The following is a 12,608-nucleotide window of genomic DNA, read 5'->3' as shown; positions in this document are numbered from 1 at the left end:
ACATGACAAACGACAGCGACTACGACGGCCCCATTCTCGAGATTGAAAATCTCTCGATCAGCTTTTTCACCCGGCTGCGGGAAATCCCCGCGGTTATGGACTTCACCTGCATCGTCCAACCGGGCGAAGCCATGGGATTGGTTGGGGAATCCGGCTGTGGCAAGTCCACTGTGGCGCTGGGCGTCATGCAGGATCTTGGCGTGAACGGCAAAATCGTCGGTGGCGACATCAAGTTCAAAGGGCGCTCACTCAACGAGATGACCCAAGAAGAGCTGCGCGATATTCGTGGCTCGCAAATCGCGATGATTTATCAGGAACCCATGGCGTCGTTGAACCCCGCGATGAAAATCGGCAAGCAGCTGATGGAAGTTCCGATGATCCACGAGGATGCCAGCAAAGAAGACGCCTATAAACTGGCCCTGCAAGTGGTCACTGACGTCAAACTGCCTGACCCTGCGCGGATCCTCAACAGCTTCCCGCACCAACTGTCTGGGGGCCAGCAGCAACGGATCGTCATTGCCATGGCGCTGATGTCCAAGCCATCGCTCCTGATTCTAGACGAGCCGACGACGGCCCTTGATGTGACCGTTGAAGCCGGCATCGTCGAATTGGTCAAAGATCTGGGCAAGAAATACGGCACGTCTATGTTGTTTATCTCGCACAATCTGGGTCTGGTTTTGGAAACCTGCGACCGGATCTGCGTGATGTATTCTGGCGAAACCGTTGAAACAGGCAGCATCGAAGACGTCTTTGACAAGATGCAGCACCCTTATACACAGGCGCTTTTCCGGTCGATCCCCCTGCCCGGTGCCGACAAAAACTCGCGGCCCCTTGTGGCCATTCCTGGCAACTTCCCGCTGCCACATGAACGCCCGCAGGGCTGTAATTTCGGCCCTCGTTGCGACTACTTTGAAGACGGGCTGTGCAATCAAGACCAAGTGCCAATGTATCCCATCATGGGCGACGACCGGCACGAAACCCGGTGCCTGAAATTCCAGGAAATTGACTGGAACGCGCCTATTGTTGCGGCTGAAAAGAAAGAAAAAGGCGAAGTTGGTGATGTGGTCCTGAAAATGGACAACCTCAAGAAATACTATGAGGTCTCGGCCAACGCCCTCTTTGGCGGCGCCAACAAGAAAGTGGTCAAAGCCAACGAGACCCTCAGTTTTGAGGCCCGCGAATCCGAGACCCTCGCCATCGTTGGTGAATCCGGTTGTGGTAAATCCACCTTCGCCAAGGTTCTGATGGGCCTAGAGACCGCCACGGACGGGCAAATCCTGCTCGACAATAAAAACGTCGAAAGCACCCCGATCCAAGAACGCGATACCAAGACGATTTCAGATGTACAGATGGTCTTCCAGAACCCGTTTGACACGTTGAACCCGTCTATGACTGTGGGCCGTCAGATCATTCGTGCCTTGGAGATCTTTGGCATCGGCGCCAACGAAACCGAGCGCCGTGAGAAAATGCTGAACCTGCTGGATTTGGTGAAACTGCCACGCGCCTTTGCAGACCGTATGCCGCGGCAGTTGTCAGGTGGTCAAAAGCAACGGGTCGGCATCGCGCGGGCCTTTGCAGGTGGTGCACGGATCGTTGTGGCGGACGAGCCTGTCTCGGCGCTGGATGTGTCTGTCCAGGCCGCTGTGACCGACCTACTGATGGAAATCCAGCGCGAAGAGAAGACCACGCTGCTGTTTATCTCCCATGACCTCAGCATCGTGCGCTATCTCAGCGACCGCGTGATGGTGATGTATCTGGGCCATGTGGTCGAATTGGGCACAACAGATCAAGTGTTCCAACCGCCCTATCATCCCTATACCGAAGCCCTGCTGTCGGCAGTTCCTATTGCTGACACCAGTGTTGAAAAACAGCATATCGTGTTGGAGGGCGACATCCCATCGGCGATGAACCCGCCCCCCGGCTGTCCGTTCCAAACCCGCTGTCGTTGGAAGTCCGAAGTCCCCGGCGGCCTGTGCGAAAAAGAAGTGCCTCCGGTGCGAGTTTTGGAGGGCAATCATCAGGTCAAATGTCACTTGTCCGACGAGATCCTCGAGCGCATGGAACCTGTGATCAAAATCGCCGCAGAGTAGCGCGGCCTTTTGTCATCCGGTTGACACGCAGCAGCCCTCGGCTATCTTGGCGTTCCTTCCGGGAGAAGTGTTTTGCGAGTGTTGGATTGGATCGCACTGATAGTGTTTATCGTGCAGACCATTGTTTTTGCGGGAGTTTTATACCCGTTTTCAGGCCAGAACTGGGTGTTTGGCCTGCTTTGCCTGCCCTATTGGGCGATTATGTTTGTTTTGGCCTTTGGGGCACTGTGGTCGCCTGCATGGATCGGCTGGGTCAAAACCAGACTGACGCGTATCAGCCGCAGGTTGTCGATCGACAGTCTCTATTTGTTGTTGATCCCCTTTGGAATCTACGCGGTCGTCCATATGATTTTGCTCAGCTTGCAACCAGCCTCGGCCCTGTCTGAACTGGTAATAATCTTTGGATTGCTGTTTTGCCTTGGGGCCGCGACACTCCGAACCGCGTTTTCAAACTTGTAACGGGTTTGCCTCAGCGACCGTAAATCACTTTGACGTAGTTGCGCGTCTCTTTGTAAGGCGGCACACCGCCGTGCTTTTTAACAGCCCCCGGACCCGCATTATAAGCCGCCAATGCCAGTCGCCATGAACCAAAAGTATCATATTGTTCGCGCAGATATCGCGCGCCGCCGTCCAGATTTTGCGAGGGGTTTCGAGGATTAACCCCCAGATACCGGGCCGTGCCTGGCATCAATTGCGCCAGACCAATTGCGCCTGCATGGGAACGGGCATTGGGTTTCCACGCGCTTTCTTGTTGCACCAACCGCAAGAACAATTGCTCGGGCACGCCGTGACGGCGCGCTGCGGCCTTGGCCACTCCAAGGTATTTGCCCCGATAGTTGCCAGTATAGTTTTTGTCAAAGCTGTCTTTGGTAGGGATTTTGACCCGCGACGGCTGCAACCGAACGGAATTTGCGTATTGTTTGGTCGCCCGTCCATCAAGGACCTTGGTTTGTGATTTGAACAATGAGGCGCGATTTTTGGCCGACAAGGACAGTCCTTCGGCAAAGCCCCCAGTTGCCGGTGCGCAGAACACACAGATTAGTCCAATTAGAAGTGCCCAACGCATCTACAGCCCCTACCCCACTGTTTTGGCAAATATAGTCTAAATTTCAGCCAATGCTACCTGTTGTTGGGTTCACCATTGGTTTACTAACTTCATGGCAGGGTTTTGCCTGTACCGGATTCGAAAACACGCAGCGGGGGACATTATGGCTGGCTCGGTAAACAAAGTAATTCTGATCGGAAACTTGGGCCGCGACCCAGAGGTCCGGACGTTCCAAAATGGCGGTAAAGTGTGCAACCTGCGCATCGCCACATCCGAAAATTGGAAAGACCGCAACACAGGCGAGCGCCGCGAGAAAACCGAATGGCATTCTGTCGCGATCTTTAGCGAACCTTTGGCCCGCGTGGCCGAGCAGTATTTGCGAAAAGGCTCGAAGGTTTATCTGGAAGGCCAGTTGGAGACCCGTAAATGGCAGGACCAATCCGGTCAAGATCGCTATAGCACCGAAGTTGTGCTGCGGCCCTACACATCGACGCTGACCATGCTGGATGGTCGCGGTGATAACCAAGGCGGCGGCGGTGGCGGTGGCGGCTATGTGCCCGACCAATCCGGCGGCTACGGTGGCGGCCAAGGCGGCTATGACAGCGGCCCGTCCCAAGGTGGTGACAGCTATGGTGGAGGCGGCGCCCCTGCTTCGGATCTAGACGACGAGATCCCATTCTAATCACCACACTCATTCGATGCTGATTTACAACACGCCCCGGTTCACCCCGGGGCGTTTTTCATTTTGGGGTCTTCCAAAAAGTAAATGTTTCGCCAAATGGTACATGACCGTCAGGGATCGCCAAAGCGGTGACAGCGGCGCGGATACGATCGAAGGCAAAAGGGAGACTGACTTGATCCGTGGCGGCACAGAGGTGTTTGTTTTCACGCGATCGTCAGGTCATGACGTAATCATTGATCTTACCGGCAAACAGGACCTCATTGATCTGTTGGCCTTAGCGTTAGGCAGCGGCGACACGAAGCTGGACCTGACCCAAATCGGCGACAAGGGCAGGTTGATTATCAGCGGGTTAGCTGCGATTTCCTTTCACGACAGCGATGTGATTTTCGACTGAACTGAGCTGTCTCAAGATACAGATGCGCCCATCAAACCATCGGTTCAACGGGCGCATTTTTTATTCAAAGTATTCAGAAGCAAGTTCTCAGAGGGCTTGGTCGTCTGGGCCAAAGAAATGCAGGTTTGATTCTTCGAACTTCAGTCCAACGGTTTGGCCTTCCAGATCCGCGCTTGCACCTGAAACACGCACTGTCAGCACGCCCAGTTCGCCACAATCCACGTAAAAGAAATAGTCAGCCCCCAGATATTCGCTGATTTGAACTGTGCCTGTGCAATGCCCCTCGCCTGCGCCCACGATACTGATGTGTTCTGGACGCACGCCCATTTGCACCGCGGTGGCCTGGCTTGCATCACGCAAGGCCCCTGTGCCGCCGCCGGCCAAAGTAAAGCCACTGGCAGAGGCGCCACAAGGCAACAGGTTCATTTTCGGGCTGCCGATGAATTGCGCCACAAACACGTTGTCGGGGCTTTCATATAGCTCACGCGGGGTACCAACCTGCATGATCAACCCGTCCTTGAGCACAACAATCCGGTCCGCCAGCGTCATCGCCTCGACCTGATCGTGGGTCACATAAACCATAGTACTTTCAAGGGCTTTGTGCAGACGTGCAATTTCAAAACGCATATCGACCCGCAGCGAGGCATCCAGATTCGACAAAGGTTCGTCAAAGAGGAAGCCTTTGGGTTTGCGCACAATCGCCCGGCCAATGGCCACACGCTGACGCTGTCCACCAGACAGATCTTTGGGACGACGATCCAGATATTGGTTCAGTTGCAACGTGTCTGCGGCGCGACTGACCTTCTCGGAAATCTCGGACTTGGGCGCACCTGCAGTTTTCAGAGCGAAACCCATGTTGTCCTCAACACTCAGGTGCGGATAGAGAGCATAGGATTGGAACACCATCGACAACTCACGCTCAGACGGGACTTTGTGGGTCACGTCCTCGCCATCCAGCACGATCTGCCCGCGACTGGTTTCTTCCAGACCTGAGATCATTCGTAACAAAGTTGATTTTCCACAGCCCGATGGACCCACAAAAATGATCAACTCGCCATCTTGAATATCAAGATCAACACCTTTGATGACTTGGACTTCACCAAACCATTTTTCGACTGCCTTTAGACTAATCTGACCCATAGTATTGTTCCCTTATTGGCAGCCGTCAGGCCACACCCTTTAATTTCGTTTCATGTTGCCATGACAGCCAAACCGCAGCGGTCCACGAGAAATTCTTTCCCACGCACCCCTCGCCAGTGAGCGGGTTGAAACACTCCCAAAAGCCAGATTTTTCGATGGCGCGGCACAGATCATCCCGGATGAGTTGGGCCAAGGTATCTTCGCCCGTTTCGGCAAGGCCTTGGGCCACCATAAAGTTCATTTGCGGCCAAACCGGTCCGCACCAATAGCGCTGGGGCTCAAACTCGTCTGCATCAGGGTCCCAGCTGGGAAGCATGTAGTCGACTTTGGACGCGATGCGTTGCAGATTTTCCAAGATCCGCGCGCGCTGTTCCGGCGTGCCGGTGTCTGCGTAAAAGCACAACGGGCTACAGTTGCTAAAGCCTTTGGAAAAGGCCCCGGTGCGGATGTCACGGGCAGTAAAGGCCCCTAGTTCCTCGCTCCATAGAAAATCGCTGGCCGCTTCGCCCTTGGCGATCCAGCCTTCAATCGCGGCCACAACATCAGCAGATTTGCCCAAGTCGCGCGCCATCGCCAACAGGTCTTTATCCGCACGCAACAGGATAAAGTGAATGTTGGGATCCGCCATCAAGAAGGGCCCCTCTTCCGTCAAACGCCGCTGATCCCAGCCCACACTCTGACCGAATTGGATGATTGTCAGGTACTTGTCGTATTGCTCTTGAGTTGGGCGGAAACTGGCATCCACATGTTTGTTGTCCATGCGTGTATAGGGGGCCAGATCAGGGGCCACTTGCATCAAGTCCAGCCCAATGTTCCATTCCGGACAGTTGTCACGACCAGTTTCCCAAGGGTGCACTGTGGCGACAATGCCTTTGGCGGTGCGGTTGTCATGGAACCATTTGTGATAAGCAAACAGTTGGTCAAAGACCTCTGCGCGGCGCGCGGTATCACGATTTGACCCCGTGCCCGTCAATTGCATGACAGCAGTCGTTAAAACCGGCGGCTGCGACACCCCTGTTGAAGGGATCGGACCCGGAGTTTTCCCCCAACGCGAGGGCCCTGGAAAATAGTCAGGATCATCGCTGCGAAAGATGATGCTGGGGATCATGCCATCGGGCCATTGCCCTTCCAACAGCGAAGTCACCTCGGCCCAAGCGCGGTCCATGTCATAGGTCGCAATGCCCAAAGCGATAAATGCACTGTCCCAGTTCCATTGATAGGGATAAAGGCCCGCCGTTGGTATCGTAAATCCACCGCGATCATTTTTGGCCAAAGTGTCGATTGCTATTTGCGTCAAAGACATCGGATTACCCTTTCACACTGCCAGCGGTCAGACCCGCCACCAGGAACCGTTCAAACCATAGGAAAAGTGCCAGCACCGGAACCGTGGCGATCACAGCCCCTGCCATCAAATGCTGTCGCGGCACTTCGGATGAGTTCAGCTCGGCAATCCCGCGCGACAAGGTATATAGGTCGACATTATCGAGGAACATGAAGGCAAAGAGGAACTCGTTCCACGCAATCATAAAGACATAAAGTGCGACCGAGGCCAGCGCAGGCAGGGCCAGAGGCAAGGTTATTTTGGCGATCACGTTTAGCCGTGTCAGACCGTCCATAAGGCCTGCTTCCTCCAGTTCGGCAGGAATACCACGAAAATAGCCCTGCAACATATACAGCGCCACGGGGATTGTTGTGGCTGGATAGACCAGCATCAGCCCCCAGAGTGTGTTGCGCATGCCCAATTGACTGAAGATCGCATAGAGCGGAATGACCAAAACGATCATGGGCACCATGTAGATCAACAGGATCGAACGGCTGAGAAAGTTCTGTCCAGGGAATTTCAGCCGTGCCACCGCATAGGCGCCGGGGACCGCAAAGAACAAAGTGATCAAGACCGTCGCCACTGAAACAAGGGCCGAATTCATCAAGTAACTGCCAAAGTGGTATTCCGTGAACAGCTCGATATAGCTGCGGAACAGGGCCTGCGCGCCTTGGCTAAAGTTCAGCGAGAAGTCCAAGGGATTGGACAGCAACAACTGTTGGTTCTTGAGGCTCATCATCACCATGACAAAGAACGGCAGCGCCACTGCGATGGTAAAGACCACCAAACCAAAGCCTTTGACAAACCGAAGGCATAGAACTTCGACGTTATAGCGGCGCTCTCGGCCCGGACCTAAATCCTTGGCATTTGTATTCAGCGCCAGAACAACGCTGGCGGCAATCAGCACCACAAAGATCAGTTGACCCATAGAATAAACGCTAAGCGGTTGACCCATAGGCTGGGCGCCCGAGGCGACGGTAAGGGCCACGACGAACACAAGTCCAGCAACAGCTACCATCACGGGGGTCCGAGCAGCGGGTTTAAAGGCTGTCAGCAAACCTGCTGCCAAAAGCCCCGCAAAGGCACCAGCCGCGACTTGGGGTTGAAAGGTGATCCCTGAAACAAACAGCGCCAGTAGCGTGCCAAGGATCGTTGCAATGGCACCCCACAGGACCCCAAAGAGCAGACAAAGATAGTATATGTTACCAAAGCGCATCACGCATCATCCTCTGGAGAGAATTTGAAAAAGATCACTGAGAAGACCAGCAAGATTAGGAACACAACCACCGCAACCGCGGCCCCTGCCCCAAGGTTCGAGATCGCAAAGGCCTGCTCGTAGACATTCACTGTCAAGGTACGCGTGCCAGCGGCACCGCCGGTGAGCAAGAAGATGTCGTCGAACTTGTTGAAGGTCCAGATGAACCGCAGCAGGAACAGCACCGCCATAATGCCCATCAATTGCGGCAGTGATATAAACCGGAATTGCTGAATTGGCGTGGCCCCATCGATTTCGGCGGCTTCATAGATGTCCGTGGACATGGATTGCATCCGCGCCAGAATGAACAGCATAGCCAGTGGGAAATAGCGCCAAATCTCGAAGATGATCACAACGGTCAGCGCGACTGGGAAGTAGAACGTCATACCAAGGATATTGATCTCGGCGGATCGTTGACCGAGAAAGCTGATCGGCCCGTCGATGACCCCAAGCTGGATCAAAAGCGCGTTCAGCGTGCCGCCTGGTCCGGGATCTAGCAACAACACCCATGCCAGAGCCACAGCAATCACCGGGGCCACATAGGGCGACAGGAAAAGCCCGCGCAGGAAACTCCGGCCACGGAACGCAAGGTTCATCAATTGGGCCGCAAAAAGCCCCATCACCAACGCCCCTAATGTGCCCGCGATCGTATAGTAGAGCGAGGCAAAGAGAACCGGCCAAAAGTCCGAGGCATCAAACACTTTACGGAAATTTTCCAAGGTAAAGTCGTTATTGGTCAGGATGTTTTCGGGATCCAATTCGAACACTGGTTTGGTGTCTTTGACATTGGCAGGTTCTGCGATGAAATCAGCCGTTGCCGCAACACGTACCAAAATATCCTCACGCTGACCCGGCTCATAATCGCCCAGATCACAGCGCAGGTCATTGCCCGTCACTGTGCAGCGGTCATCGGCCGTCACAATGTTCAAAGACGCAGGCACAGTGTCAAACATCACCACATCGGCAATCGAACTCTTTCGCGAAGAATTTCGGGCACGGTAGCGGATGTCGGCTTCGTCGCCCGGGGCTTCTAAATCCCCTATGATCCGCTCGTTGATCAAGATTGACGGCGCACGCAGGTCGCCAAGAGTTACCGGTTTAAAACTAATCCAGACGTTGGCAAACAACGGGAAAAGAACAACCGACAAAACAATCAAAAACGTTGGCAACAGCAACATATAGGCAAAACGCATCTCGCGTTTGGCAAGCGGGCCCAGCCCTTTGGGAGGTATTGGTTTGGATTGATCTGTCATGACGAATGTCCACTAGAAAGGGAGCAGCGCGAAGGAGGTCTCGCGCCGCTCATAGGTCTTGGCTTACAGACCTAGTGCTTTGTGTTGGGCCACAATTTTGTCAGCCGCTTCTTGTACAGACAATTCACCGTCTGTCATTTCGCGGATCACTTGCGACATCACTTGTGCGTTGACGATTTTGGACGCAGTGGCCAATTGACCATCAGCAACACCCCAACGGTCGCCTACGGACAGGCCGGCAACGATATCGTCGATCACCTGTTGTGGGTAGATGTCAGCCAAAGGCGCTTTGCGGTCTACACCAACGTCCAGACCAGCCCATGTCATTTCATAGCTGTTGTCATCGCCACCTGTGCCGCGACGCACAGGGAATTTGCCTTCAGGAGCTTGGCTGAGCCACTGGCCGTAGCCTTCAGACACAACATATTTTACAAACTCTTGGGCCACTTCTGTGTTGGCGTCTGCGGTGATGCCGAGGTAACGCACGTCGGCGTAGGCCGCACCATCAGGGTTGCCGGGACCGGAGATCACAGTCGAGAAACCTGTGGCCTGAGCCAAGGCTTTTGTTGTGGGATCGTCATTGATGGTCACAGGTGCACTGTCACGCAGGCCGCCCAATTCGTCCAAAATGGATGGGGACCAGATCACCATCGCGGCTTTGCCATCGAGGTATAATTCGCGTGATTGCGACCAGTACAGATCACCCTGAGGCGAGTTGTCGACCATCTTTTTGTAAAGCTCAAGCAACTGCACAAGGTTGGTTGTGTCTTCGTTGATCGACCCATCAGCCGTGATTGGCGAATAGCCTGTAGCCAGCGACAGGTGCTCGATCAGCTGCATCATGTAGCCTTCGTCGATCTTAGTCGCAGCGACAAAACCGTACATTTCTGGCGGGTTGTGCAGTTTGTCCATGGCAGCGGACATCGCTTCAAAGGATGTTGGCGCGGCCAAACCCATGTCAGCAAACAAGTCAGCACGGTATACAACCAACTGTGTCCAACCATCAGAGGGAACCGATACGATTTCACCGTCAGACATTGCCATGCGGATTGGACCAGAGGCAAAGCTGTCTATGCCCAGATCTTCCACCACTTCAGTGGCAGCAGCAGTGTCCAGCAGACCGGCTTCGGCATAAGGCAGCAAGTGTTGTACAGTGTGGTTCAAAACGTCTGGCAAATCGCCAGCCGCAAAGGCCGCTGTGGCCCGTGTTTTGATGTCGGATTCCTCTACAGGAATGATCTCGACTTTGTGGCCTGTTGCAGCTTCAAAGCCCGCAGCCATTTTTTCTTGAACGGCTATGCGTTCTGGCTGAACTTCCATTGTCCAAAAGCGGATTGTGTCCGCATGTGCGGCACCAACCAGTGCCGTGGAAACCAGCAAGCCGGCCATTAAAGTTGTTGTACGTTTCATTGTGAGTCCTCCCTTACAGAAACGAATTTTCGAACCCATGCATTTTGCATCGGCCCGTCTGTTTTGCGACGAACCAAATGGGCACGCTGCAATTCTTGGTGCTGGGTCGGATCGTCTCCATCGATGATCGACAACAGCATATCCCCCAATCGGCGCCCCGCATGAGCCTGCGGTTGCGCCATGGTTGTCAACGGCGGGTTGGCATGAATACCAAACTGCAACCCGTCATATCCAATGACAGTAATGTCCTGGCCCGGCACCAATCCGCGCTCGCGAATGGCGGCCAAGGCTCCCAAAGCTACAGTATCAGACACACAAACAATCGCGGTGGGTGGCGCGTCCATATCCAACAAGATATTGGTCGCCGCCTCGCCGCCTTCGTCACTGAAATCAGCGATCTGGATGTAGTCCGGATTTGCCGTAAGGCCGTTTTCAACAATTGCCCGCTGAAATCCGTTCAAACGGTCTTGGGCAAACTGAAGCTGCAAGGGCGCGCCGATAAAGCCAATTGCACTGTGACCCAACCCAACTACGTGGTTCACCGATTGAACAAAGGCATCTTCGCTGTCTATGTCGTACCACGCATAGCCTTCGCTGGAATTGGTCCGACCGTGCACCACAAACGGGCATTTCAGATCTTGCATCAGACGAATGCGCGGATCGTTTTTCAACGGACGTGAAATGACCATACCGCCGATGCGCCCCGACCGCACCAGACGGTCGATCTGTGCAATTTCATCTTTTGAGGATTCCGCGTGGCTGACCAACAAATCCCAATTGCGCTTGCGCAGTGCCTCACCCAATCCCTGCAACAGCTGGGCCACAAACGGCTGGGCAATCGAACTCGCGTAGCGCGGCATTTGATAGCAAATTGTTTCGGGAACGCCGATAGAAAGCCTGCGCGCGTTCTGGTTTGGTCGGTAGCCCAACTCGTCTGCCGCACGGCGCACACGTTCGCGTGTCGCAGGGCTAATATCAGCGTAGCCGTTCAAGGCGCGACTGACCGTTCCCACGGTCAACTCCAGTTTTGCCGCAAGCGTTTTGAGGCTGACAGGTTTTGCTGACATCGAATCTCTCCCTGCTCAAACGCTAACCGAAACCGGTTTCGGTGTGCAACGAATTTATGCAACCAGAAGATAAGTTTTCAATAAAGTACTTGGGTGAGTTGGATTAAAAATGTTATATGTCAGCGTGTTAGCCCCAAAAAGTAAACAGAAACATTTCTATTTTGGGGCCAAGCGGGCGTCCGTTGCCTAAGGATTGAGGCGCGTTGCGTAATCGCTCACCAACAGATGTGTTGCCGGCACGTCCTCGTCGATTTGCGAAAACCGACCGATGGGTGCGCGGAAAATATTGTCGGTTTCGTCGTCATTCACGGTAGAGACCTCGCCGATCAAAACATCACCGCCCTCGCCCCAAAACGCATGCCAATCACCAGGCATCAAGGTCAGGCTTTCGCCGGGGGCAAAACTCAGTTTTTCACCGGGCGCAAATGTCCGTGCAATACCATCGCACATCACCATGCCACCGCGATCCTCCGCAAAATTTCCGTTGTCGTCGGATCCAAACAACTCAACCACCATAGTCGCACCGCCGCGATTGATGATGTCTTCGGCCTTGATCACATGGGTGTGCATGGGCGACAGTTGATCCTGTTTCGAAATCAGCAGCTTTTCGGCGTAGCACATGCCGCCGCCGCGCTGAAGATCCGTCAATCGGCCATTGCGCAAAGTGAACAAAAACAAGCCCATTTTGTCGAAGTCACCGTCGCCATAATCAGTGATGTCCCAGCCGCAACGCGCCTCGATTAAGGCGCGGGCCGCTGTTGCATTGGCCGCAAATTCGTCTGGCGTCCAATAGGCAAAGGGCGGCAGGGTAAACCCGTGACTGCGGATCATATCATCTGCCTGAGCCATAATTTCATTGATACGCGAGCGTTTCATCAGGGGTATTCCTTGCTTTAGATTCGACAATCCGTCCTAAAAAAGGGCGTGGTTTGAGGCCTCTTAAACTGAAAC

The 12,608-nt window shown here is 54.2% G+C and carries 12 protein-coding genes; 4 read left to right on the top strand and 8 right to left on the bottom strand.

Translation table 11 applies throughout. From position 1 onward, the window contains the following. Positions 1-2 precede the first annotated feature (2 nt). Positions 3-2,090 (top strand): dipeptide ABC transporter ATP-binding protein, encoded by a 2,088-nt coding sequence (locus ACIRQ6_RS07550; protein ID WP_420863517.1) that lies wholly within the window; start codon positions 3-5, stop codon positions 2,088-2,090. 111 nt (positions 2,091-2,201) lie between these two features. Beyond that, complete coding sequence (locus ACIRQ6_RS07545; RefSeq protein WP_420863516.1) at positions 2,202-2,549, top strand: hypothetical protein; 348 nt, start codon at positions 2,202-2,204, stop codon at positions 2,547-2,549. A 10-nt stretch (positions 2,550-2,559) separates the two neighbouring features. Here ACIRQ6_RS07545 and ACIRQ6_RS07540 read toward each other — a convergent pair whose 3' ends face one another. After that, positions 2,560-3,156 carry a lytic transglycosylase domain-containing protein gene (locus ACIRQ6_RS07540; protein WP_420863515.1) on the bottom strand — a complete coding sequence of 199 codons (597 nt, stop codon included), beginning with the start codon at positions 3,154-3,156 and terminating at the stop codon, positions 2,560-2,562. Between the two features lie 142 nt (positions 3,157-3,298). On the opposite strand from ACIRQ6_RS07540, the gene ssb reads away from it, so the two are divergent. Then, on the top strand, positions 3,299-3,817 hold the full coding sequence (gene ssb / locus ACIRQ6_RS07535; RefSeq protein WP_420863514.1) for a single-stranded DNA-binding protein: 519 nt from the start codon (positions 3,299-3,301) through the stop codon (positions 3,815-3,817). A 103-nt stretch (positions 3,818-3,920) separates the two neighbouring features. Next, positions 3,921-4,211, top strand: a complete 291-nt coding sequence (locus tag ACIRQ6_RS07530) for a hypothetical protein (RefSeq protein WP_420863513.1) — start codon at positions 3,921-3,923, stop codon at positions 4,209-4,211. Positions 4,212-4,298: 87 nt separating this feature from the next. Here the strand turns inward: ACIRQ6_RS07530 and ACIRQ6_RS07525 are convergent, their stop codons facing one another. The 7 genes from ACIRQ6_RS07525 to ACIRQ6_RS07495 all read right to left on the bottom strand — a co-directional run bounded on the left by ACIRQ6_RS07525 (position 4,299) and on the right by ACIRQ6_RS07495 (position 12,533). Continuing rightward, the gene (locus tag ACIRQ6_RS07525) at positions 4,299-5,351 is read right to left on the bottom strand and encodes an ABC transporter ATP-binding protein (protein ID WP_420863512.1); all 1,053 of its coding nucleotides are present in this window, start codon (positions 5,349-5,351) and stop codon (positions 4,299-4,301) included. Between the two features lie 25 nt (positions 5,352-5,376). Then, entirely contained in the window at positions 5,377-6,654 is a 1,278-nt protein-coding gene (locus ACIRQ6_RS07520) for an MGH1-like glycoside hydrolase domain-containing protein (protein ID WP_420863511.1), read from the bottom strand. Positions 6,655-6,658: 4 nt separating this feature from the next. Continuing rightward, on the bottom strand, positions 6,659-7,888 hold the full coding sequence (locus tag ACIRQ6_RS07515; protein WP_420863510.1) for a carbohydrate ABC transporter permease: 1,230 nt from the start codon (positions 7,886-7,888) through the stop codon (positions 6,659-6,661). Next, the gene (locus ACIRQ6_RS07510; RefSeq protein WP_420863509.1) at positions 7,888-9,180 is read right to left on the bottom strand and encodes a carbohydrate ABC transporter permease; all 1,293 of its coding nucleotides are present in this window, start codon (positions 9,178-9,180) and stop codon (positions 7,888-7,890) included. Before ACIRQ6_RS07510 ends, ACIRQ6_RS07515 begins: the two co-directional genes overlap by 1 nt. 63 nt (positions 9,181-9,243) lie before the next feature. Beyond that, on the bottom strand, positions 9,244-10,590 hold the full coding sequence (locus tag ACIRQ6_RS07505) for an ABC transporter substrate-binding protein (RefSeq protein ID WP_420863508.1): 1,347 nt from the start codon (positions 10,588-10,590) through the stop codon (positions 9,244-9,246). Beyond that, the gene (locus tag ACIRQ6_RS07500; RefSeq protein WP_420863507.1) at positions 10,587-11,657 is read right to left on the bottom strand and encodes a LacI family DNA-binding transcriptional regulator; all 1,071 of its coding nucleotides are present in this window, start codon (positions 11,655-11,657) and stop codon (positions 10,587-10,589) included. Before ACIRQ6_RS07500 ends, ACIRQ6_RS07505 begins: the two co-directional genes overlap by 4 nt. A 186-nt stretch (positions 11,658-11,843) precedes the next feature. Continuing rightward, complete coding sequence (locus ACIRQ6_RS07495; RefSeq protein ID WP_420863506.1) at positions 11,844-12,533, bottom strand: D-lyxose/D-mannose family sugar isomerase; 690 nt, start codon at positions 12,531-12,533, stop codon at positions 11,844-11,846. Positions 12,534-12,608 lie beyond the last annotated feature (75 nt).

Origin of the sequence: Algirhabdus cladophorae (assembly GCF_044772865.1) — a bacterium.
GTDB classification, from domain to species: domain Bacteria; phylum Pseudomonadota; class Alphaproteobacteria; order Rhodobacterales; family Rhodobacteraceae; genus Algirhabdus; species Algirhabdus cladophorae.
The sequence above is the reverse complement of the archived record's forward strand: the minus strand, read 5'-3'. Positions and strand labels throughout refer to the sequence as shown.